Below are 22,261 nucleotides of genomic sequence, written 5' to 3' on the forward strand. Positions count from 1 at the left end.
GCCTAGGTCCCGAAGTCAGGGGAATCTCAGGGGTTTTCGCCTGCGCGGAACGGCCTCCAGGCCGCACACTTCTCTCGTGCTCCATCGGGGGAACCTGCGCCGGGTCGTCGGCGCCTCGACCATCGCGCTGCTGATCGCTGCCCTGATGGCGTTCTACGTCGCAGACATCGCCGACGCCGGACCCACCCGGTGCCAGCAGCACCGCCTCGACGCCCGCGAGCGCGCGGCGGTCGTGACGGGTCGCGGCGAGCGGGTCCTGGTGATCGGTGACTCGTGGTCGGTCGGCCTCGGGCAGGACGACCTGACCCGGTCGTGGGCCGGCCGGCTCCCGGGCGAGGTCCACGTCCGCGGCTTCTCCGGGTCGGGCTTCAGCGCCGGGGCCAGCGGCTGCGGTCGCGTCTCCTTCCACGACCGCGCGCCGACCGCGCTCGGCGTGCAGCCCCGCCTCGTGGTGGTCGAGGGCGGCCTGAACGACTACGACCAGCCCGACCGCGCCATCAACCGCGGCTTCCGCGAGCTGATGGCCGACCTGGTCGGCCACCGCGTGGTGATCGTCGGTCCCGCGACGGCCCCGCTCCGGGCCGGTGCCGTGCCCCGGGTCGACGACCGGCTCCAGGTGCTCGCCGACCTGTACGGCGTCCCCTACGTGCGCACCAGCGACCTCGACCTGGACTACCTCGACGACCGGCTCCACCTCACCGAGGACGGGCACCGGGAGTTCGGCGACGCCGTCGCGGACCGCCTCACGGCTGTGACACCCGCACGGCCCGCCCTGCTCGGCCGCTGACCCGACCGAGCTCCGCGCCGACCCGCTGATCGGCGACTCAGTCGCACCCCTTCCCGGCTATCGGACACTTTTGTCCGGTCATCGGCCGAACGGTGCATCTTCTCGCGTTGCACGAATACGCAGATCCGCGCTCATTGACGACCCGTCCGGCGATTGCGAGTTTGTGCAGTGGTCCGCAACACCCCAATCCACCCTCGCGTCGACCGACGCGAACTCATGATTGGAAACCCCAGTGAAATCACTCCGTCCGGCCGTCCTGGCCGGTGTCGCAGCGTCAGCCGTCGCTGCGTCGTTCCTGGTTCCGACCGTCACCTCGGCCGGCGCCGCACCCTCGGCGGGCGATCCCCGCCTCGAGGCCCAGCAGGCGGCCAGCGCCTGGGTCAAGGGCCATTCGACCGCGCTGGAGCGCGCCGCCGCCGACTCGTTCGTCCGCGCCGGCACGCTCGAGGGCGACAACGGCGTCTACTCGATGGCCTACGAGCGGACCCACGAGGGCCTGCGCGTGGTCGGTGGCGACTTCGTCGTCCTCGCCGACGCCGACGGCCGGGTCCTCGGGTCGTCGGTCGCCCAGGAGGCACCGGTCGACATCGCCTCCACCACCGCCCAGGTGCCCGCGGCCCGCGCGGCCGCCGTCGCCAGGGTCCAGGTCGACGAGGTCAGCGACGCCTCGGCCCCGGAGCTCGTGATCTGGCACCGCGACACCGGCACCCGGCTGGCGTACGAGGTCGAGGTCCGCGGTACCGACGCCGGCGAGGTGTCGTGGCAGAAGGTCTGGGTCGACGCCAAGGACGGGAGCGTCCTCGAGGCGCGCGAGCAGATCGCCCACGGCTCCGGCACGGCCGCCTACTCCGGCCCCAACCCGCTGCCCATCGCGACCAGCGGTTCGGGCAGCAGCTACACGATGACCGACCCGACGGCGACGACGCTGCGCTGCCAGGACGCCGCGACCAACACGACGTTCTCCGGCACCGACGACCTGTGGGGCAACGGCAACGCGACCAACCGCGAGACCGGCTGCGTCGACGCGCTCTACGCCGCGCAGCAGATGAAGGCGATGATGTCGTCGTGGCTCGGCCGCAGCGGCATGAACGGCTCGGGCGGCTGGGTCCCGATCCGCGTCGGCCTCAACGACATCAACGCCTACTACGACGGCACGCAGGTCCAGGTCGGCAAGAACCAGGCCGGCGCATGGATCTCCTCGATGGACGTGGTGGCCCACGAGTTCGGCCACGGCGTCGACGACAAGACCCCCGGCGGCATCTCCGGCGGCGGCACGCAGGAGTTCATCGGTGACGCCCTCGCGGCGGCCACGGAGTACTACGACGGCCAGGTGGCGCCGTACGACGCCCCCGACCACACCGTCGGCGAGGAGGTGAACCTCGTCGGCCAGGGCCCGATCCGCGACGGCTCCAACCCCGCCAACGTGGGTGACCCCTCGTGCTACTCGAGCTCGATCCCGACCGCCGAGGTCCACGCGGCCGCCGGCCCCGGCGACCACTGGTTCTACCTGCTCTCGCGCGGCGGCGTCTCGAAGTGCAACGGTCAGTCCGTGACCGGCCTCGGCGAGCAGGCGGCCATCAAGGTCCTCTACAACGCGATGCTGATGAAGACGAGCTCGTCGAACTACCTGAAGTACCGCACCTGGACGCTCACCGCGGCCAAGAACCTGGACAGCACCTGCGCCCAGTTCAACGCCGTCAAGGCCGCCTGGAACGCCGTCAACGTGCCGGCCCAGACCGCCGACCCGACCTGCGGCGGCACCACCACGCCCCCGACCGACCCGCCCACCGGCGGCAACATCCTGGGCAACCCGGGCTTCGAGTCCGGCGCGACGACCTGGACCGGCACCGCCGGCCCGATCACCAACAACACCGGTCGGGCGGCCCGCACGGGCTCGTGGAAGCTCTGGCTCGGCGGCAACGGCTCCTCGAGCACCGAGACGGTCAACCAGACGGTGACCGTCCCGTCCAACGCGACCGCGGCCACGCTGTCGTACTGGATCCGCACCGACACCGCCGAGAGCGGGTCGACGGCGTACGACACGATGCGCGTGCAGGTCGTGGACGGGAGCACCGCCACCACGCTGCGCAGCTTCAGCAACGTGGGCACCAACGCGACGTACACGCAGTACTCGCACAACCTCACCGCCTACAAGGGCAAGACGGTCACCATCCGCTTCACGATGACCGAGGACTCGTCGCTGCAGACCAGCTTCGTGATCGACGACACCGCGCTGAACGTCTCCTGACCTCAGCCACTCCGTGACGGGGCGGGGCAGCACTGCTGCCCCGCCCCGTTGCTCGGTCCTGCTCCGGACTGCTCCRGACTACTCCGCCAGCCAGGCAGCCCAGCTGTCGAAGGAGTAGGGCCGGCCCAGGAAGTCGGCGACCAGGTCGGCGGCGTCCTCGCGGCCGCCCATCGCGAGCACCTTGTCGCGGTAGGCGAGGGCGACGTCGGCCGCGAAGAGGTCGTCGGGGTCGAACGCCGAGAAGAGGTCCTTGGCGATGACGAGCGACCACATGTACGTGTAGTAGCCCGACGAGTAGCCGTCGAGGTGGCCGAAGGCGCAGTGCATGTGGGCGCCGTCGAGCGGCGGGAACACCGAGTAGCGGCGCTGCAGGTCGTCGCCGTAGGACGTGAGGTCGTCGTGCTGGCCGGCGTGGAACCAGTAGGACCGCGCGGCGTACGACATCTGCTGCACGGCGTAGAGGCCCTTGCCGAACTGCTCGGCCCGGCGCATCGCGGCGACCAGGTCGGCCGGGATGGTCTCGCCCGCCTCGTTGCGCGCGAAGGTCGCCAGCACGTCGGCGTCCCAGGCCCACTCCTCCAGCATCTGGCTGGGCGCCTCGACGAAGTCCCACTCGGTGGCGACACCGGAGAAGCGGGCCCAATGGCCCTGGCCGGCGAGGACGTGGTGGACGAGGTGGCCGAACTCGTGGAAGAGCGTCACGACCTCGTCGTGCTCCATCAGGCCACGGTTGAAGTTGCACACCAGCACGCCCTCGGGGAGCTGCTCGCCGGCGATGCCCTTGACCAGGTCGAACTGGGCCGCGTGCTTGAACTTGCCCTCGCGCGGGTGCAGGTCGAGGTGGATCCGCCCGATGCGGGTGCCGTCGAGGTCGACGTCGTAGCTGGCGACCTCGTCGTGCCAGGTGCCGGCGTCCTCGCGCGCGACGGGCGTCCATCCGAGGCCGAACAGCCGGCCGGTGACGTCGAGGAGGCCCTGGCGGACCTGCTCGAACGGGAAGTAGGTGCGCACGACCTGGCCGTCGACGTCGTACTGCTCCCTCCGGACGAGCTCGGAGTAGAAGCGCGAGTCATAGGTGGCCACGGCGTCCGCGGACGGGTCGTCGACGCGCTTGCGCTCGAGGAGGACGCCGACCTCGTCGCCGGCCCGCTCCTTGGCCGCCTCGCCGACCCGGCCGATGAAGTCGGCGACGGCCTGGCCGTTGCCGATCATCTTGACCTCGGTGTCGTAGTCGGGCCACGAGTCGTAGCCGAGCAGCTGCGCGGTCTCGCGACGCACCGCCAGCAGGTCCTGGAGCACCTGGTCGTTGGCGGGCCAGGCGACGTTGTTCTGCGCCAGGGCCAGCTCGTGGCGGGCCTCGGCGTCGGAGCCGAAGGTGATGAACGGGACCAGGTCGGGGTAGTCGGTGGTGATGGTGACGAGGCCGTCCTCGCCGGGCGCGTGGGCGGCGCGGTAGTCCTCGGGCAGGCCGACCAGCCGCTCGGGCGCGATCCGGATCGACCGGACGTCGTCGCGGATGTTGCGACCGAAGTCCTGCGACAGCTTGACGCTCTGCTCGCTGAGCGCGCGGAGCCGGTCGCGGGTGGCGTCGTCCCGGTCGACGCCGGCGCGGCGGAAGTCGCGCAGCGTGTGCTCGAGCACCCGGCGGCCGTCGGCGTCGAGGACCGAGAGGTCGGACGACGTCGCGAGCCGGTCGAAGACGGCGTACAGGTCGCGGTCCAGGCCGAGCTCGGTGACGTACTTCTGCACCTGCTGGCTGAGGTCGTCGGCGAGGTCGCGGACGGCCGCGTCGGGGTGGACCTCGGCCCACAGCGCGACGGCCTCGGCGTTGGCGATCGCCGTCTCGGCCTTGTTCCACGCGACCAGGACGACGGGGGCGTCCGAGGAGCCGGCCTTCACCAGCCCGACCTGCTGCTGCGCCTCCTCGAGCTGGTCGCGGCAGCGCTGCGCCACCCACGCGAGCCAGTCACCCTCCCCGGGGAGGTCGACGGGAACGGGCTGGGTCTCGGTCGGTTCGGCCACGTCTGGAGCCTACGGGCGCCCGGCGTGGCAGGCAGCACCACGAGGCCGACAGGTTCGTACGACGGTCCGGCCGGGCGGGTCGCCGGACGGCGCTGCGAGGATGTGCCGGTGACCTCGGGGACCACGCAGGACTTCCGCTTCCGCGACATCCTCCTCGTCGCGTACGGACCCTCGGTCGTCTCAGCCATCGGCCACGGCGCGATGCTGCCGGTGCTCGCCCTTCGGGCCCGCGACCTCGGGGCCGACGTCAGCGTCGCGGCCGCGATCGTCGCCCTCCTCGGGGTCGGGCAGCTCCTCGCGAGCCTGCCGGCAGGCGCGCTGGTCGCGCGGATCGGCGAGCGGCGGGCGCTGGTGGGCGCGGGCCTCGTCGACGCCTGCGCGATGGCCTTCGCGGCGCTGACCGACTCCGTCCTGGGGCTGGCGATCGGGGTGCTTCTCAGCGGCGTGTGCTGGACGTTGTTCCTCATCGCCCGGCAGGGCTTCATGATCGACGTCGTGCCGGAGAGCCACCGGGCGCGGGCGATGTCGCTGCTGGGCGGGTCCTACCGCGTCGGGGTGCTCATCGGTCCGCTCATCGGGGCCGGGCTGATCGCGGTCTCCGACCTGACGAGCGTCTTCTGGCTGGGTGCCGCGATGTCCGTGCTCGCCTCCCTGCTCGCGGCCTCGATGCCCGACCTCGGCGAGGAGAAGCGCGCCGCCGCCCGGGCGACCGGCCACCTGGGCGTGTGGACCGTGATCGCCGCGCACCGCCGGCTGCTGGCCACGCTGGGCACCGCGGTGGTGATCCTCGGGGCGAGCCGCTCGCTGCGGCTCAGCCTCCTGCCGCTGTGGGCCGACCACGTCGGGCTGTCGGCATCGACGACGTCCCTCATCTTCGCCGGCGCCGCCGCCCTCGACGTGGCGTTCATGTGGCCGGGCGGCTGGCTGATGGACACCCGCGGCCGGATGGTCGTCGCCGTGCCGGTGGTGCTGTCGATGGCCGTGGCGTGCCTCCTGCTGCCGCTCGCGACCGACGCGGTGTCGGTGGCCCTGGTGATGGCGCTCATCGCGTGCGGCAACGGCCTCGGGTCGGGCATCGTGATGACCCTGGGCGCGGATGCCGCACCCGCCGACGGCAGGTCGCAGTTCCTCGGCGCGTGGCGGCTGTGCGGCGACATCGGCAGCACGGGCGGGCCGCTGCTGGTCAGCGCCGTGGCCGCAGTCGCGCCGCTGGCGGTGGCGTGCATGACCGTCGGCCTGCTCGGACTGGTCGGAGCCGGCTGGGTCGGCTACTGGACCAGGCGCGTGGACCTGGCCCGGGCGGCGGCCCTCAGCCGACGGTGATCGTCACCTCGTTGGACACGACGTCCGAGTCGGTGTCGACCACGCGGAACTGGTTGGGACCGGTGCGGCTCGTCTGGACGTAGGTTGCGAAGGTGCCGCCGCTGACCGACATGGTCACCGGGAAGTCGGACCACGCGCCGTTCTCCATCCGCTGCACCTGCAGGATGGCGCCCTCGCCGGCCTGGTAGGTCCCGGTCAGGTCGATCTGCTGCATCGGGCTCACGGACTGCTGCGTCGCCGTCAGCGAGATGCCCTCCGCCGGCGCCTCCGATGAGGTCTCGGCGCCCGGGCTGGGCTCCGTCTCCTCGGGCGTGGTCTCGGTGCTGGTCTCCGTGGGCTTGGGCAGCCGGAACGTCGCCGAGGACGTCGGGTCGCTGGTGGCCTCGGTGCTGTCGCCGATGCCGGCGGCCTTGACCCCGACGAGGACGGCAAGCCCGCCGAGCAGGCCGATGGCCACGGCGACGCCGACCAGGGCCACGAGGCCGGTCAGCACGGGGCGGTTCTCGGTGTCCATGACGGTGGGCGGGTGCCTTTCATGCGGGAGCGGGGACGACGCCATTGTCCGGGACGAGCGGTTGCGGGTCCAAGTCGCCCGCCCGTCGGGCGAGCCTGCCACCGCGCGTCGGACAGGATGGGGCCATGCAGTCACCGTTGCGACACGGCAAGGCAGCCATCGGCACCACCATCGCCACTGGCGCGCTCGCCGCGCTCTCCCAGGCCCCGGACCGGGCCTCCCGTCTCCTCCGGCACCGCTACCCGACGGTGGCGGTGACCGGCATGACCGGCGTCGGCAAGACCCGTCTGGCCGACCGGCTCTCCCGGCGTGCGAGCGCGGAGTCGGCCGGTGGGGCGGACGTCGGCTCGGCCGTGATGGAGCGTCGTACCCGTCGCAACGCGCGGCTGCGCGGCTACCGCTTCCGGGTCGTGCCGGGCGAGAACGCCGCCACCCGGCTCGGCGCGCTCGACGAGGTCTTCCACGACGAACCCGTCGACGGCGTGCTGCACGTCGTGGCGTGGGGCCACGCGACCCCGCGCCGCACGGGCGGCACCACCGGCGCGGCCCTCGCCACCCGCGAGGAGCTGCTGGCCGCCGAGCTGGAGGACTGGGCGATCACGTCGCACCGGATCGCGAGCATGGCCGTCCGCCGCGACCGACCGACCTGGCTTGTCGTCGCGGTCACGAAGGCCGACCTCTTCGCCGACGACGTCGACGCCGCCGTGCACTACTACTCCCCCGGCAGCGGCACGCCCTTCGGCGACAAGCTCGACGAGCTGCGCGCGCTCGCCGGCGGCGCCAAGCTGTCGATCGACGTGCTGCCGGTGTGCGCCCGGGGTGGCGACAAGCGCTCCGCGATGCCGGAGAAGGCCTGCACCGACCTCCTCGGGCGCCTCGAGCTGCGGCTGGCGCAGCTCAGCGGCCACGTCTGACCCGTCGGGTCCGACCGTCGATCGGACCGAACGACCTCGACCGCCCGAGGTCCGCGCTCAGCGGTCGGGCGGGCGTACGGCTTCGGTCCGCTCGACGGCGTGGTCGGCCAGCGCATCCGCGAGGTGCGGTCCAGACCGGGTGACCGCCTAGTTCACAGTTCCACGACTTCTGGTTTCGACGCCGTTCATCGGGGCAGAAGAACGCCATGAGGCCGATCGCGATCAACCAGCGGGCGCTGCGCGGCGCCAAGGAGGAGCTCGACTCCGCCCGCGAGGACCTGCGGTCCGCGCTCGGTGACATCGACCACCCCGCCGACGACTTCCCCTGGCGCGACCTCCTGGTCGAGGGGGTCCGCAGCCTGGTCGACGACGCCGAGCAGGTGGCGAAGAAGTGCCGCACCCTCGCCGGCGCGGTCGACGACTCGATCATCGACTTCGACGAGCTCGACTCGATGGTCGGACAGGCCGCCACGTTCGCCGCCGAGCTCGACCAGGTGAAGCCATGACCCGGGTCGTCGTCGACCGGATCGAGACCCAGCAGGACAAGCTCCAGTTCGGCGACCCGATCGGCTGCCACTACCACTGGCTCGAGCCCGACGAGGTCGACTCCTACGGCGACTCCGTGCGCCGGCTCGCCGCCAAGGTCGAGCTCGCCGTCGACGCCTTCGAGCGCACCTCGACACTGTCGGAGGACGTCTTCACAGGCGAGGCCGCCGACACGCTCCGCGACCGCGCCGGCCGCCGCCACGAGGAGTCGGCGACCGTCCGCGACAACCTCCGTGGCCTCGGCCGCGCGATCAACGCCTACTCCGACGTGCTGCGCCGGCACCGCCAGGGCCTCGAGCAGCTGCGTGACTTCGCGGTCAGCAAGGGCCTCGAGGTGCGCGGCAACCGCATCTGGCCGCCGGTCGAGACGCTGCCCGGCGACGCCACCCAGAAGCAGGCCGACGCGTGGGAGAGCGACTGGAAGGCCTACCAGGCGTGCTTCGAGGCCAAGATCGAGCTGCGTGACGCCCGCCGGGTCGCCACCCGCGAGCTCGTGAAGGCGCTGGCCGAGCACGCCGGCGTCCACCCCGACAAGGACCGCGCCAAGGTCGTCCCCGCCGGTGCCCACCAGGTGAGCTTCGGCGAGCTCCGCCGCGAGGCGGCCGAGGAGGCCCTCGAGGCCGTGCAGGCCGGGGACGCCGCAGAGGCGGCCCGCACCACCGTGGACGCGCTCCGGCGCCGGGAGCAGACCGCGCTCGGCAGGCTCGAGGAGCTGGTGGTCGCCGAGGCCCCGCCCGAGGAGATCCAGGCCCAGGCCGCCGAGGTCCAGGCGCTGCACCGCGAGCTCATCGAGTCCAGGGTCGAGATGCGCGACGCCGAGGCCGTGGCCCAGCGCGAGCAGGCGCAGGCCAACCGCGCTGCCCGCGACCTCCAGGACGCGGAGGCCGGACGCCCCCGCCTCGTCGTCGAGCGGGCCGACTGGCAGCCTGCCGACCGGCCCACCGACCTCCGCGACCGGCTGGGCTGAGCCGGCGCTCTCCTAGTCGGACGACTCGGCTCCCGCAGCACGCCGCTCACGCTCGGCGAGGGCGTACGGGTCGGTACGCGAGTCGTAGGACCAGAAGTCGCGCAACGCCACCGCCGTGAGCAGCACCCCGCCGACGCACGCGGCGCCACCGCTGACCATCGCCCCACGCACCGACCACGCGTCCGCCACGAAGCCGGCGCGGGTCTCGCCGACCATCGGCCCGACCGAGTACGACAGCATCTCGATGCCGGCGAGGCGGCCGCGCATCGTGTCCGGGATGGTCTGGTTCCAGACCGTCGACCGGAAGACCGCCGACACCATGTCCGCCGCGCCCGAGAGCGCGAGGAAGAGGCACGCCAGCCAGAACGACGGCATCAGTCCGGCGAGCGCGATGCAGGCGCCGTAGAGGCTGGCGGCGATCACGATCGCGCGGCCGTGGTGGTGCACCCGGCCGACCCAACCGCTGAGTGCGGTCGCGACGAGGGCCCCCACGGTCTCGGCCGAGTAGAGCAGGCCGAGCAGCTCGGGGCGAGCGAACACCTCGTGCGCCAGGGCGGGGAACAGGACGACCGGGATCGCCAGCATCATCGCCGCGATGTCGACGAGGTAGGTGCCGAGCAGGTCGCGGCGACGCAGCGCGTAGGTCAGGCCCTCGTGGATGCCGCGCAGGCTGGGCGGGGTGGTCTCGCCGTCGTGCGGGTAGGGCCGCATGGCAGCGAACAGAAGCGTGGCGATCGAGTAGCCGACCATGCCGACGAGGAAGCACCAGCCGACGCCGACGTACGCCACCAGCAGGCCGCCGACGAGAGGGCCGAGGAGGACGCCGAACTGCATGGCGAAGCTGCTCAGCGCGTTGGCCGCGGCGATCTGGTCGTGCCGCACGGTACGCGGCTCCAGTGCCTCGCGCGACGGGCGCTGCAACGAGCTGACGGCGGCATAGAGGGCGGCGATGACGAAGATCAGCCACACCCTCGGGTGGGCGGAGAAGGCGTTCCCGGCGAAGGCGCCCATCAGCACGACCTGGGCGACCCCGGTGCCGACGAGGAGCCGGCGTCGGTCGACGTGGTCGGCCAGCGCGCCGCCGTAGAGGCCGAACACGACGAGCGGCCCGAGCTCGACGAGACCGACGAGACCGACGAGGAAGTTGGAGCCGGTGAGGTCGTAGATCGCGAACGGGACCGCGACGTAGGCGACCATGCTGCCGAGGTAGAACACGGTGCCGGCGGTGAAGAGCAGGCGGAAGTCGCGCGACTCGCGCAGCGGCGTCACGTCCATCCGCATCGCTCGGAGCCGGTCGGTCCAGGTCACGAGCGGTCAGTCTCCCTCTCGCGGGGTCCAGGTGCACGCGACTTTCTCAGGGCACGGTGCGGACCTCGACCACCTCGTGGCCCGGGATCGTGTTCGCCCGGCGGGCGGCACAGGTGAGCTGGTGTGCGTCGGCGCCGGCCACCCGGCGCACGACGACGTCGACCTCCCCGCGCCCGGTCACCGCGAACCTGGCGGTGGTGAGGTCGTGGTCGACCCGGACAGCGCCGGGGCGTACGTCGTCGAGCCCGACCAGTGTGTGCTCGCGGCGCAGCGCGATGTCGGCGACCTGGACGGCCATCGGCAGGTCCGAGCGTCCCCGCAGGTGCTCCAGGAGCACCTCGCCCCTGGCCGTGGCGGCCGCGACCTCGCGGGCCGACTGCGGGTCGAGCCCGCCGTAGTAGAGCCCGCGCGGCAGCACGACGAGGTTGCCGGCGAACCGGTCGCCGCCGACGTGGGACGTCTCCCAGACGGTGGCGGCGTGCGGGCCGGACGCCAGCTCGAGGGCGACCGGCCGGCCCAGCTCGGCGCAACAGGCGTCGTGGCGTCCGTGGGTGCAGACGGCGAGGACCGGGGCGTCCTCCGGCTCGAGGCCGAGCGACCGGCCGGCGCCGAGCGCGGCCAGGTCGAGGTCACGCACGTCGTCGATCCGGTCGAGGTCGGCGGCCTCCGACCACGAGGCCACGCCCGCGGCGCGTGCGGCGACCACCCGCGTCGGTCCGTCGCCGGCGCGCCTGCCGGGCCGCCGGACGAGCAGCACCCGCACCCGGTGCCGGCGCGACTGCTCCTGCAGGTGGTCGCCGAGGCCGTCGGGAAGCCGGGCGTCGCGCAGGGCGTCGGTGCCCCATGGCCCGGGGTGCTCGACGAGCAGGTAGCTGCGCACCGTCGAGGCCGTGCCGGCGAGCTCGTCGCCGCGGGCCCTGCTGGCGGTCGCGCACCGGAAGGCGGTCACCGGACGACCTCGAGCAGGCCCTCCCGCACCAGCCGCCGGCTCAGCACGAGCGCGCTCTCGTCGTCCAGCGGGAGGTCGTGGGGCGTCAGGTCGGCGTGGTCGGCGACGTGCTCGAGCGCGGGCCGGACCCGCGACGGCACCCGGAGGACGCGGTCGCCGATCATCACCCGGACCGCGTCGCCGTCGTCGACGAGGACGCACGGGTGCCCGCGCCGGCGGCGCAGACGTGTGTGGGCGTCGATCCCGGTCGCGAGCGCGTCACGGTCGAGCAGGGCGCCGGCCAGGCGGGGCGGGCGGCTGCTGACGAAGCCCTCGACGTGGTCCTCGGCGAGCGCGGCGGGGTCGAGGCGGCGTACGGCATCGGCGACGCCAGCGAGGTGGTCGGCGAGGCCCTCGGACAGGCGGGCGGGGTCGTCGAGGTAGCCGGCGGGCAGGTGGTCGTCGGGCACCTCCGCGAGCAGGCGTCCTACCTCCCGCGTCACGAGGCTGCGCCACGTCAGCTGGTTGATGCCGATCGTGAGGTGCAGCGAGACCGACTCCTGCGCCCGCGCGGCATGGGGCGTGCCGGTCGGGAGGTAGGCCACGACCCCCGGCTCGAGCAGCAGGTCGCCCGGGCCGCCCTCACCGTGCACCTCCCACATCTTGGTGCCGTGGGTCTGCATCACGAACACGTCGTGGGAGTCGGAGTGGACCGCGAAGCCCTGGGCCCCCGGCGGGGTGAGGTAGGCGTTGGCCTGGCAGGGGTGGCCGAGCTCGAGCTCCAGCTCCGCGACCAGGTCGCCGACGGGCGACCAGTAGCGCTGCAGGCCCTGCAGCACGATGGTGGCGCCCTCGTCGTGCAGGCGCATCAGCTTCACCGGATCGACCAGTCCGGTGAGCGGCTTGCCGGCGAGGCTGCCGCCTCGGGTGAACGACGACTCGGGCAGCACGGAGCCGTTGCGGGCGACCCGGACCGCGGGGGCGCGGATCGCGGTCTCGGTGAGCAGGTGGTCGACGTCGGCGAGCGAGAGCACCTCGGCGCCGTACGACGGATCAGTGCGGTGGACGTGGACCGAGGACGCCCAGACCTTGTCGAGGAAGGTCTGGGCATCACCGGTGAGCCGGTCGAGAGCGCTCAGAGCGCGGTCCCGTCAGTCCGGTCGGTTCCGTCGGCGTCCGTGCCGTCGGTCCCGTCGGCGTCCGTGCCGTCCGTCCCGTCGGCGTCGGTGGAGTCACCGTCGGTGGCATCGGTCGAGTCGCCGTCGGTGCCGTCGGCGTCGGTGCCGTCGGCGTCGGTGCCGTCGGCGTCCGTGCCGGGCCCGGCTGCGACGCCGGTCGGATCGACGCCCTCGGTGGTCATCTCGTCGTCGCCGAGGGGGTTGTCAGGAGTGGTCATGGATCCTCCTAGTCGCGCCGCGACGGACGGTCCGCCCCGGGTCTGGCATCGAGTCTGGTGTTCGCCACCTCCACCGTCCCACACCCCTGGGGACGTGGTCAGCCCCCGACGGTCTCCGTCTCACGGACCTCGAAACGGGTGGTGCCCTTCACCTTGTCGTCGCCGCACGACTGCCGCCTCGGCGGGCCCGGGACGGTCACGAGCTCGTCGGCAGGATCGCCGCCGGCGAGGACGTGCAGCTCGCGCGCCTGGTCGAGTGCCGGCCGGCCCGCCCGGCCACGCGTCCAGTGCAGCGGCACCTCGCCGCGCTCGACCGCGGCGCACGCGTCGACGGCGGTGTCGGTGTCGAGCCTGCCGAGCGTGATCCCGCTGGGAAGTGCGAGCAGCGTGCCGGAGAACCGGTGGCCGCCGAGGTGGGTGGTCTCCCACGTCCCCTCGGGCCACGTCTCCGCGAGCCGGCCGGCGATCGGTCGGCCGATCTCGGCGCAGCATCGGTCGCGCTTGCCGTTGGTGCAGACCAGCCACAGCGGGCCGTCGTACGCCGACATGCGGGCGAGGTCGAGCTGCAGGAGGTCCTCGGGCCGGTCGAGCACCTCGGCGCGGACGTCGTAGCCCGTCTCGGTGGCGCGGGCGTGGAAGACACGGGTGCCGGGACCGGCGCTGCCGTCGGGCCGGCGGAGCAGGAAGACCTTCATGTCCACCGAGCCGAGGTGCTCGCGGACCGCCTCGGGGAGGCGGTTGTCGCTGACGGCGTCGCGCCCCCACGGGCCGGGGCTCTCCACGAGGAGGACCTCGGCGTCCGTGGGCGCCGTGCCGACCATCGGCTCGTCGTCGACGAGGCTGGCGATCGAGCACCGGAAGTCAGGCATGCGGAGAAGTCTGACCGACGGGTCCCACCCGCCCGCGCTCAGTACTGCTGGTTCTGCCAGAGCAGGCCCGCTGCGGCGTACTCCGCGGGGTTGCAGTAGCCGCCGTAGGTCCGGTAGCGCTCGGGCGAGATGAGCTCCTTGGCGCAGTCAGCGGCGTGCTCGAGAGGCACCCAGTCGGGAGCCATCGGGACGGTCGGCCCGGCGGGGTCGTTGTCGGCCACGAACACCGCCGCGGACCGCGCCTCCATCACCGCGAGGCCGGGGCGTGTGCCGCCCCAGTTGTAGAACTGCTTCATGTGGGCGCACTCGTGGATCGCCGTGCCCAGCTTGGAGATCTCGGGCTCGTCGACGCGGGCGGCCATGTCGGCGGGGTCGATGGTGATGCCGTGCTGCCAGCTGAAGACGCCGCCGCGGTCACCGGTGATGTTGGTGGTGTCGAGGTGGATGTTGGCGTTGGGGCACAGCTGCGCGATCGGGGCGTAGAACCGGGCCTGGTCGCCGGTGTACATCGCCTGGTTGTCGAAGGTGACCGTGACCGGCTTGGACGCGACGCTGCGGCGGGCCTTGCGGGGACCCTTCGTGATCTTCTTGGTCTTGAGCCGGTAGTCGACGGTCTGGGACGCCACGCCGGCAGGTACGACGTGTGCCGGCGCACGGGCGACGACGTACTCCTTGCCGATCTTGCCGCTGGCGCCGCTGACCTTGCCCCACCGGCCGCCGTCGACGCGGGCCTGCACGAACACCTTCTTCGGCAGGATCGGCTTCACGCCGCGGTAGGTCTTCCAGGCCGCCTCGAGCTGGATGCCGGTGCCTGAGCCGCGCAGCGCGGTCGTGAACGTGAAGCCGTCGATGCGGTTGTACTTCGATCCCCAGAAGGCGAACAGCGGGCGACGGTAGGGCCGGTCCGACGTCGGCGAGGTGGCACGCGACGACGTCGCGACCGCGATCGGCGCCGGCGGCGCGACCTGCGGCACGTCGCGGGTCGTCAGGGCGACGTCGGGCGCACGATGCTGGGACGTGCGCTCGGACGTGCGCTCCGTGGTCGACCCGGCTCCGGCCGGTCCCGCCACGACGAGAGCCGGGAACAGGACCACCGCCGCTGCTGCGAGTGCGGTGGTCAGGCGACGTGCGTGCATGGGTGGCTCCTGGGCGGCCGGCGGTCGGACGGGTTCCACCTACCCGCGGGCAGGGCCGACAAACGCCCGGCGCGGCCGCGTCTCAGAGCAGGCCGCGGCGACGGGCCACCGCGGCGGCCTCGGTGCGCGATGAAGCCTCGAGCTTGGCCAGGATGTTGGACACGTGGACCGACACGGTCTTGGTGCTGATGAAGAGCTGCTTGCCGATCTCGCCGTTGGAGCGCCCCTCCGCGACGAGCGCGAGGATCTCCCCCTCCCGCGGTGTGAGCGTCGCCGTCTGGGTGCCGGTGGCGGGCGCGGGCGCGGACCCCTGGGCGGTGAGCTCGTCGAGCATCGGTCGGGCGCCGAGTGCGTGGGCCGCCTCCCGCGCCTGGTCGGCCACGGTCCGCGCGCCGGCGGCGTCGCCGACCGCGCGCAGCACCCCGGCCAGCCGCACCCGGGTCTGCGCGACCTCCGGGACGCTGGCGTAGGCGACGGCGGTCTCCTCGGCGGCGCGCCAGGCCGCGACGAGCTCGTCGGCCGAGGGCGGGTCGACCTGCGCCAGCCAGCGCCAGCGCAGGTGCTCGGCGGTGYGGCGGGCCACCCACATGCGGTACTCCGGGCCGTGGCTGCCGTCGTAGGGCGCGTAGAAGTCGATCACCCGGGCGCCGTCGGCCATCAGGCGCTCGACGTCGTGGGCCGCCGACTCGCGCTCCTCGGCCGACTGGCGCGGCGCCGCAGCGGCGAGCGCCGCCAGGGTGAGGGTCGCGAGACGCAGCCGCGCCTGGAACCACTCGTGCCACAACGGCACGACCACCGCCACCACGTCGTCGTAGACCGACACCGCGCCGGACCCGTCGCCGGCGGTCGTGGCCCGCATGATCTCCGCGCCGCCGGACGAGATGGCGGTCAGCCCGTCGGTGCCCCAGTAGTCGCGGAGCCGCTCGAGGGCGTGCTCCTTGCGACGGCCGCGGATGCCGATGGTGATCAGCATCTGGTGGGCGAAGAAGAGCCACTCGTAGACCATGGGCGGGTTCTGGCCGCTGACGTCGAGGAGGTCCCACGCCTCGTCGAGCAGTCCCTGGTGGGTCAGCACGACGGCGAGCAGCAGCCGGGACTCGGCGGGGTAGGGCGACCAGGTCAGGCCCCCGACCTCGCTCCGCTCGATCACCTCGCGGTAGACCTCGACGGCCCGGGGCAGGTCGCCCTCGTCGTGGTGGAGCCGGCCGAGCAGGTAGAGCGCGCGGAGCTCGGGCTCGATCAGCCCGGCCCGCCGCGCCCGCTCGGCCGCGGCCCGCCAGCCGGCGCTCGGGCTCGCACCGCCCTGGGGGTCGAGCCCGGCGACGGTCGCGTGGAGCTCGACGGCGAGGCTGGTGAGGTCGTTGCGCTCGGCCAGCTCGAGGGCCTGGACCGCGACGCTCCGCGCCTCGTCGGCGTGCCACCCGCCCAGGCTCTGGGCGTGGACGAGGAGCGCCCGGGCCAGCAGTTTGGGCGGGCCGCTCCGCAGCAGCTCGACGGCCTCGGCCGCGATGTCGCGGGGCGAGTCGGTGGTGTCGGTGAGCAGGAGCGCCGACGCGAGGGCCGTGAGCAGCTGTCCGCGGTCGACGGCGGCGCCCTCGGCCGGCAGGGCCGCGAGCCGCGCCCGCAGCACCTTCACGGCCTTGTGCACCCGCCCGGAGGCGACCAACGCCTCGGCGCACCGGCGGGCCAGCGCGAAGGCGTCGACGCCGGGCAGCGGCTCGCGGGCGGTGTCGACCAGCTCCAGCGCGTCGAGGAAGTGGGTCGCCGCCTCCGCGGGGCCGCCGACGGCCATCGCCTCCTCGCCCGCCTCGATGGAGGCGCGGACGGCGACCGGGCGGTCGTCGGCGCGCCGCGCGTGCTGCGCGAGCTCGGCCGCCGTGCCGACGGCCCGGCCCTCCCCCAGCGCGGCGACGAAGGCGGCGTGGAACCGCATCCGCTCGCCGGGCAGCAGGTCGTCGTAGACCGCCTCGCCGAGCAGCGCGTGCCGGAAGGCGTAGGTGCCGCCGCGCGAGGCCACCAGGACCTGGGCGTCGACGGCGGTGCGCAGCGCGGCCTCGAGCTCGGCGGAGTCGAGGTCGGAGACGGCGGCCAGCAGGCTGTGGCTGACCTGACGGCCCGCGACCGAGACCAGCCGCACGACGCGCCGGGTCGTCTCGTCGAGCCGGTCGAGGTGGACGAGCAGCACGTCGGCGAGCTCGCCGGGGACCTGACCGGACCACGCGGCGCCGACGAGCTCCTCGATGAAGAAGGGGTTGCCCTCGGCGCGGTCGACGATGGAGACGTATTCGGCCTCGGAGAGCGTGGACGGGTGGAGCGCGCGGACGAGGCGGCGTACGTCGTCGTCGTGGAGCGGCTCGACCGGGAGCCGTTCGACCCCGCGCAGGCGCATCCACTCCGCGACCTGGCGACGGAGCGGGTGGCGGCGGTGGAGGTCGTCGGCGCGGTAGGACACGACGAGCGCGACGCCCGGCACCGGACGGGAGAAGAGGAAGCTGAGCATGTCGCGGGTGGACTCGTCGGCCCAGTGGGCGTCCTCGACCACGACGAGGACCGGCCCGCGCTCGGCGACGGCGGCGAGGAGGTGGCCGAACGCGTCGTAGACGTTGCCGCGGTCGAGGGCCTGGTCGCCCGACGAGGTCTCGCTGCTGCGGATCCGGCGGCCGGGCTGGAGGCGGGCGAGGGTGGGGTGCACCTCGAGCACGCGGGCGGCGACGTCGGGGAGGTCGGCCATGAGGCGACCGAGGATCTCGGAGAAGGGGAGGTAGGGCAGCGAGCTGTCGGCGAGGTCGAGGCAGTGGCCGGCGACGACCTGCCAGTCGGCTTCGAGGGCCGCGTCGCGCAGGGCCATCAGGAGGCGGGTCTTGCCCACGCCGGCGTCACCGCCGACGAGCACGGCCCGGGCGGGGGCGGTGCGGGGATCACCGGCGCCGGGCCCCGAGGGGTCTCCGGACGTGCGAATGCCGAGCTGGGCGGTCAGCTGCTCCAGCTCGGCATCGCGTCCGATGAGATCGGTGGTCCGCAGGGCCGGCACGGACCACATTGTGTCGTGTCGGTCCGACACCTGCGGGTCGATCGCGGTGTGGGTCACTTCCGGGTGTCGTTGGCGCGGACACGGGTCCGGCGAAGGGGCCCGTAGTACTTCCGGATCTTGTCCTGTCGGTAGGTCATCTCGGCGCCCAGGAAGCTGTCGGTGGTGAACATGTCCTTCTCCTCTTCTCCTCGGCCCGGTTCCGGACCGTGAGTAGAGGTTGCGTCCATGAGGTAGGCCGGGACATCGGGCGCGTGCCCTATCTACGGGTCGCTGGCTACCTCAGACGCGGTCCCGACGGCGTACGACGGGGTCTGAGGTAGCTGCGTCACCGCCGGGCTGCGGTAGTCCAGTGGGAAGTGGCTGGGTCTACCGCAGATCGACAGCCACTTCTCACTGGACTACCTCGAGGGGCCGACGACGGGCCGGCCGGCCTGCCAGACCCCCGCGACGAGCGGGACGCCGGGACGGTAGGCGAGGTGCACGTACGACGGCGCGTCGAGGAGGACCAGGTCGGCCGCCTTGCCGGGCGCGAGGACCCCGACGTCGTCGCGGGCGAGGGCGGCCGCGCCCATGGCGGTCGCGCCGTGGAGGGCCTCGGCCGGGGTCATCCGCATCTCGCGGACGGCCAGCGCGATGCAGAGCGCCATGGAGGACGTGAAGCAGGAACCGGGGTTGCAGTCGCTGGCCAGCGCGACCCGCACGCCGGCGTCGAGCAGGCGGCGCGCGTCGGGGTACGGCTGGCGGGTGGAGAACTCCACGCCCGGCAGGAGCGTCGCGATGGTCCGTGAGTCCCTCAGCGACTCGACGTCCAGGTCGCTCAGGAAGGTGCAGTGGTCGACCGCGACGAGGCCGAGCTCGCAGGCCAGCTGCACGCCACCGCCGTACGTCAGCTGGTTGGCGTGGAGGCGTCCGCGCAGGCCGCTGTCGGACCCCGCGGCGAGGATGGCTCGCGCCTGGTCGACGTCGAAGGCGCCGTCCTCGCAGAAGACGTCGATCCACCGGGCGTGCGGTGCGGCCGCCGCGAGCATGGGGCCGGTGACGAGGTCGACGTAGTCCTCGGGGGTGGTGCCTCCCTGGAACTCCGCGGGGACGACGTGGGCGCCGAGGAAGGTCGTGTCCTCGGTGAACTGGCGGGCCACCGCGAGGCTGCGCGCCTCGTCGTGGACCGACAACCCGTATCCGCTCTTGATCTCGACGGAGGTGGTGCCCTGGGCCCGCATCTCGGCGACGAGCCGGGCGACGTGGGAGGTGAGCTGCTCGTCGGTGGCGGCACGGGTCCTGGCGACCGTCGTGCGGATCCCGCCGGCCGTGTAGGGCTGGCCGGTCATCCGCGCCTCGAACTCGGCGGAGCGGTCGCCGGCGAAGACGAGGTGGCTGTGCGAGTCGACGAAGCCGGGGATCACCGCGCGCCCACCGGCGTCGACCTGCACGTCGGCGGCGGGTGCGTCGGCGGCCGGACCGACCCACGCGACCCGGCTGCCCTCCACGACGACCGCTGCGTCGTGCACGAGCCCGAGGAGTCCGCCCTCATCGGTCCGCGCCGGGTCGTTGGTGGCGAGCTCGCCGATGCCCGTGATCACGGTCGTGCTCATGCGGGGTCCCCACGGCGTTGTTCGGGGGAGCGCAGCGGAGGAGACGAACGGCGTGGGGTGTTCATCGGTGGTCCTCTCCCCAGGTGCGGGCGATGGCTGCGTCGAGCTCGAGCCCGATGTCGTAGCGCTCACCCTCCTGCACGACCCATCGACCGTCGACCATGACGCGCTGCACGTCCTCCGCGGACGCGGCGAAGACCACCGCGCCCTCGTCGCGGCCGGCTCCTGCAGTCCGCGGGCTGGCCGGGTCGACGACGACGAGGTCGGCGCGCCGACCGACGGCGATCGCGCCGGCGTCGTCCCAGCCGAGCGACCCGTGCCCGGTGGTGGTAGCGGCGGTCAGCAGCTCGGCGGCGGTCCAGTGACCGCGCTGCTGGGTGGCCAGCCGCTCGTCGAGCTCGACGGCGCGCATCTCCTCGAAGAGATCGATCACCGCGTGGCTGTCGGATCCGAGGGTCAGGCGCGCGCCCGCGTCGTGCAGCCGACGGCTCGGCCCGATGCCGTCGCCCAGGTCGCGCTCGGTCGTCGGGCAGAAGCTCGCGTGGGCGCCGGCTCCGCCGATCAGCTCGATGTCGTCGTCGGTCAGGTGGGTGGCGTGCACCAGGCTCGACGTCGGGCCCAGCAGGCCGTGGTCGGCGAGCAGCCGTGCGGGCGTGACGCCGTACGCCTCGAGGCAGGCGCTGTTCTCGGCGACCTGCTCGGAGAGGTGGACGTGGAAGGGCCGGCCGTCGAGGCGTGAGGCCACCGCCGACAGCTCGTCGGCCGGCACCGCGCGGACGGAGTGGACCGCCATGCCGGTGACGGCGTGCGCGGCGGCGGCCAGGTCGGCGGCCAGGGCGTCGACCCGGTCGGCCCACGCCCCGACGCTGCCGTCGCTGTAGCGGAGCTGGGCCCCCTCGGGCGGCACCCCGAACCCGGACGAGAGGTAGAGCGTGTCGAGCAGCGTGATCCGGATGCCGGCCTGCCGGGCCGCCTCGACCAGCACGTCACCCATCTCGTTGGGGTCGGCGTAGGTCGAGCCGTCCGGGCGGTGGTGGACGTAGTGGAACTCCCCCACGCACGTGATCCCGGCCGCCGCCATCTCGCGGTAGGTCGCTCGCGCCAGGGCGAGGTAGGTGTCCGGGTCGAGCCGCGCGGCGACGGCGTACATCTGGTCGCGCCAGGTCCAGAAGGTGCCGCGCTCGCGCTGGGTGCGGCCGCGCAGCGCGCGGTGGAACGCGTGGCTGTGGGTGTTGGCGAGGCCGGGGACGACGAGGCCGCGCACCGGGATGGCGCGGGGCGGGTCGGAGTCCGGGGTGACGGAGGTGAAGCGGCCGTCCTCGACCTCGACCAGCACGTCGTCGAGGAAGCGGTCGCCGACCCAGGCACGCTCGAGGAGGTACGCCGTCACGCGGGGTCCCTGCGGCGTTGTCGGGAGGAGCGAAGCGGGGGACAAGAACGCCGTGGGGTGCTCATGCGGGCGCCCCGGAACCCGCCAGCTCGGCCAGCACGTCGGCGAGCGCGTCGACGCCGGCCAGGCAGTCGGCGGTCTCGGCCTGCTCGTCGGGCGAGTGCGAGACCCCGGTCGGGTTGCGCACGAAGACCATCGCGGTCGGGATGCCGGCGTCGGACAGGATGCCCGCGTCGTGGCCGGCCTGGGTGGGGATGACCGGCCAGCCGGCGAGGCCGGCGAGGCGGGCAGCCAGGTCCGGGTCGAAGGCGACGGAGCCCGACACGGACTCCGCGGTGACGTCGAGCGAGGTGCCGTCGCGGTCGGCGCGGTCGTGCGCCTGTCGCTCGACGGCCTCCACGAGGGTCGCAAGGGCCTCCTCGGACGAGGCCCGCGCGTCGAGCCACGCGGTGACCAGTGACGGGACGGCGTTGGTGCCGTTGGGCTCGACGGTGATGCGGCCGAAGGTGGCGCGCTGGCCGGAGATGCGGGCCTGCTTGTTCGCGGCGAGCGCCGTCATGGCGTAGGTCAGCATCGGATCGCGCCGGTCCTCCATGCGGGTGCTGCCGGCGTGGTTGGCCTGGCCGGCGAAGTCGAAGCGCCACCGCCCGTGCGGCCAGATCTCGCTGGCCAGCCCGACGGCCACGTCGCGGTCGACGAGGTCGCGGCCCTGCTCGACGTGGAGCTCGACGAAGGTGCCGACGCGGTCGAGGTCCAGCAGTCCTTGTGCAGGGTCCAGCCCGGCGGCGCTGATCGCGTCGGCGAGGAAGACGCCGTCGCGGTCGCGCAGCTCCTTCGCCTGCTCCCACGTCGTGGCGCCGGTGACCAGCCGCGAGCCGAGGCAGGCGCGTCCGAACCGCGACCCCTCCTCCTCGACGAAGACGCCGATGCCGATCGGGCGGCCCGGCTCGAAGCCCCGGGCCCGCAACGCGTCGACCGCAGCGAGCGCGGACGCCACGCCCAGGGGGCCGTCGTACGCCCCGCCGTCGAGGACCGAGTCGAGGTGCGACCCGGTGAGGACACCCTTGTCGCCCGGGCGCGCGCCGGCGGAGGGCTCCCACCAGGCGACCTGGTTGCCGATGCCGTCGGTCTCGACGGCCAGCCCGCGCGCCGCGCACTCCTCGGCGAACCACGACCTCAGCTCCGACTCGGCCGCCGTCCAGGGCTGGCGGAAGTAGCCGCCCGAGGACGTCGATCGGCCGACCGGTGCCAGGTCGCGCCACATCTCCTCGAAGGCCATGCGCCCAGTCC

18 protein-coding genes are annotated in these 22,261 nt (G+C 73.4%); 6 read left to right on the forward strand and 12 right to left on the reverse strand.

Features of this window, described 5'->3' with window-relative positions; all coding sequences use genetic code 11:
- Positions 1 to 76 precede the first annotated feature (76 nt).
- Together AC1DP1_RS16860 and AC1DP1_RS16865 are read left to right on the forward strand one after the other, a co-directional pair.
- The gene (locus tag AC1DP1_RS16860; RefSeq protein ID WP_457184483.1) at positions 77 to 787 is read left to right on the forward strand and encodes an SGNH/GDSL hydrolase family protein; all 711 of its coding nucleotides are present in this window, start codon (positions 77 to 79) and stop codon (positions 785 to 787) included.
- Between the two features lie 232 nt (positions 788 to 1,019).
- Positions 1,020 to 3,035, forward strand: coding sequence for a M4 family metallopeptidase (locus tag AC1DP1_RS16865; protein ID WP_477507804.1), 2,016 nt, complete (start codon positions 1,020 to 1,022; stop codon positions 3,033 to 3,035).
- Positions 3,036 to 3,113: 78 nt separating this feature from the next.
- On the opposite strand, the gene AC1DP1_RS16870 is transcribed toward AC1DP1_RS16865, so the two are convergent.
- Positions 3,114 to 5,057, reverse strand: coding sequence for a M3 family metallopeptidase (locus tag AC1DP1_RS16870; RefSeq protein ID WP_477507805.1), 1,944 nt, complete (start codon positions 5,055 to 5,057; stop codon positions 3,114 to 3,116).
- Positions 5,058 to 5,165: 108 nt separating this feature from the next.
- Between AC1DP1_RS16870 and AC1DP1_RS16875 the strand changes: the two genes are divergently transcribed.
- Complete coding sequence (locus tag AC1DP1_RS16875) at positions 5,166 to 6,380, forward strand: MFS transporter (protein ID WP_477507806.1); 1,215 nt, start codon at positions 5,166 to 5,168, stop codon at positions 6,378 to 6,380.
- On the opposite strand, the gene AC1DP1_RS16880 is transcribed toward AC1DP1_RS16875, so the two are convergent.
- Complete coding sequence (locus AC1DP1_RS16880; protein ID WP_477507807.1) at positions 6,367 to 6,894, reverse strand: hypothetical protein; 528 nt, start codon at positions 6,892 to 6,894, stop codon at positions 6,367 to 6,369. The genes AC1DP1_RS16875 and AC1DP1_RS16880 overlap by 14 nt on opposite strands.
- 125 nt (positions 6,895 to 7,019) lie before the next feature.
- Here AC1DP1_RS16880 and AC1DP1_RS16885 point away from each other — a divergent pair, with 125 nt between their 5' ends.
- The 3 genes from AC1DP1_RS16885 to AC1DP1_RS16895 all read left to right on the forward strand — a co-directional run bounded on the left by AC1DP1_RS16885 (position 7,020) and on the right by AC1DP1_RS16895 (position 9,321).
- Complete coding sequence (locus AC1DP1_RS16885) at positions 7,020 to 7,808, forward strand: hypothetical protein (protein WP_477507808.1); 789 nt, start codon at positions 7,020 to 7,022, stop codon at positions 7,806 to 7,808.
- A 206-nt stretch (positions 7,809 to 8,014) separates the two neighbouring features.
- On the forward strand, positions 8,015 to 8,314 hold the full coding sequence (locus AC1DP1_RS16890) for a hypothetical protein (RefSeq protein WP_477507809.1): 300 nt from the start codon (positions 8,015 to 8,017) through the stop codon (positions 8,312 to 8,314).
- A complete protein-coding gene (locus AC1DP1_RS16895; RefSeq protein WP_477507810.1) occupies positions 8,311 to 9,321 on the forward strand; it encodes a hypothetical protein in 1,011 nt (336 codons plus the stop codon). Before AC1DP1_RS16890 ends, AC1DP1_RS16895 begins: the two co-directional genes overlap by 4 nt.
- Before the next feature lie 12 nt (positions 9,322 to 9,333).
- On the opposite strand, the gene AC1DP1_RS16900 is transcribed toward AC1DP1_RS16895, so the two are convergent.
- The 10 genes from AC1DP1_RS16900 to AC1DP1_RS16945 all read right to left on the reverse strand — a co-directional run bounded on the left by AC1DP1_RS16900 (position 9,334) and on the right by AC1DP1_RS16945 (position 22,250).
- Positions 9,334 to 10,629, reverse strand: coding sequence for an MFS transporter (locus AC1DP1_RS16900; protein WP_477507811.1), 1,296 nt, complete (start codon positions 10,627 to 10,629; stop codon positions 9,334 to 9,336).
- Positions 10,630 to 10,675: 46 nt separating this feature from the next.
- On the reverse strand, positions 10,676 to 11,578 hold the full coding sequence (locus AC1DP1_RS16905) for a sucrase ferredoxin (RefSeq protein ID WP_477507812.1): 903 nt from the start codon (positions 11,576 to 11,578) through the stop codon (positions 10,676 to 10,678).
- A complete protein-coding gene (locus AC1DP1_RS16910) occupies positions 11,575 to 12,591 on the reverse strand; it encodes a JmjC domain-containing protein (protein ID WP_477507813.1) in 1,017 nt (338 codons plus the stop codon). The genes AC1DP1_RS16905 and AC1DP1_RS16910 overlap by 4 nt, the downstream gene beginning before the upstream one ends.
- 101 nt (positions 12,592 to 12,692) lie before the next feature.
- A complete protein-coding gene (locus tag AC1DP1_RS16915) occupies positions 12,693 to 12,953 on the reverse strand; it encodes a hypothetical protein (RefSeq protein WP_477507814.1) in 261 nt (86 codons plus the stop codon).
- Positions 12,954 to 13,051: 98 nt separating this feature from the next.
- Positions 13,052 to 13,822, reverse strand: a complete 771-nt coding sequence (locus tag AC1DP1_RS16920; RefSeq protein ID WP_477507815.1) for a sucrase ferredoxin — start codon at positions 13,820 to 13,822, stop codon at positions 13,052 to 13,054.
- A gap of 38 nt (positions 13,823 to 13,860) precedes the next feature.
- A complete protein-coding gene (locus tag AC1DP1_RS16925; protein WP_477507816.1) occupies positions 13,861 to 14,958 on the reverse strand; it encodes a hypothetical protein in 1,098 nt (365 codons plus the stop codon).
- An 82-nt stretch (positions 14,959 to 15,040) separates the two neighbouring features.
- A complete protein-coding gene (locus AC1DP1_RS16930) occupies positions 15,041 to 17,989 on the reverse strand; it encodes a helix-turn-helix transcriptional regulator (RefSeq protein WP_477507817.1) in 2,949 nt (982 codons plus the stop codon).
- Between the two features lie 398 nt (positions 17,990 to 18,387).
- Positions 18,388 to 19,581 (reverse strand): imidazolonepropionase, encoded by a 1,194-nt coding sequence (hutI, locus tag AC1DP1_RS16935; RefSeq protein ID WP_477507818.1) that lies wholly within the window; start codon positions 19,579 to 19,581, stop codon positions 18,388 to 18,390.
- A gap of 61 nt (positions 19,582 to 19,642) precedes the next feature.
- The gene (locus AC1DP1_RS16940; protein ID WP_477507819.1) at positions 19,643 to 20,971 is read right to left on the reverse strand and encodes a formimidoylglutamate deiminase; all 1,329 of its coding nucleotides are present in this window, start codon (positions 20,969 to 20,971) and stop codon (positions 19,643 to 19,645) included.
- 61 nt (positions 20,972 to 21,032) lie between these two features.
- Positions 21,033 to 22,250: an allantoate amidohydrolase gene (locus tag AC1DP1_RS16945; protein ID WP_477507820.1), complete on the reverse strand. Its 1,218-nt coding sequence runs from the start codon at positions 22,248 to 22,250 to the stop codon at positions 21,033 to 21,035.
- Positions 22,251 to 22,261 lie beyond the last annotated feature (11 nt).

This window comes from Nocardioides sp. P4_G10, assembly GCF_056401175.1.

What these genes read in the sequence shown, in the direction of transcription:
- AC1DP1_RS16880 (WP_477507807.1), bottom strand. Translation starts at nt 6,894, where the DNA reads ATGGACACCGAGAACCGCCCCGTGCTGACCGGCCTCGTGGCCCTGGTC.
- AC1DP1_RS16885 (WP_477507808.1), top strand. Translation starts at nt 7,020, where the DNA reads ATGCAGTCACCGTTGCGACACGGCAAGGCAGCCATCGGCACCACCATC.
- AC1DP1_RS16890 (WP_477507809.1), top strand. Translation starts at nt 8,015, where the DNA reads ATGAGGCCGATCGCGATCAACCAGCGGGCGCTGCGCGGCGCCAAGGAG.
- AC1DP1_RS16895 (WP_477507810.1), top strand. Translation starts at nt 8,311, where the DNA reads ATGACCCGGGTCGTCGTCGACCGGATCGAGACCCAGCAGGACAAGCTC.
- AC1DP1_RS16915 (WP_477507814.1), bottom strand. Translation starts at nt 12,953, where the DNA reads ATGACCACTCCTGACAACCCCCTCGGCGACGACGAGATGACCACCGAG.
- AC1DP1_RS16920 (WP_477507815.1), bottom strand. Translation starts at nt 13,822, where the DNA reads ATGCCTGACTTCCGGTGCTCGATCGCCAGCCTCGTCGACGACGAGCCG.
- AC1DP1_RS16925 (WP_477507816.1), bottom strand. Translation starts at nt 14,958, where the DNA reads ATGCACGCACGTCGCCTGACCACCGCACTCGCAGCAGCGGCGGTGGTC.
- hutI (WP_477507818.1), bottom strand. Translation starts at nt 19,581, where the DNA reads ATGAGCACGACCGTGATCACGGGCATCGGCGAGCTCGCCACCAACGAC.
- AC1DP1_RS16945 (WP_477507820.1), bottom strand. Translation starts at nt 22,250, where the DNA reads ATGGCCTTCGAGGAGATGTGGCGCGACCTGGCACCGGTCGGCCGATCG.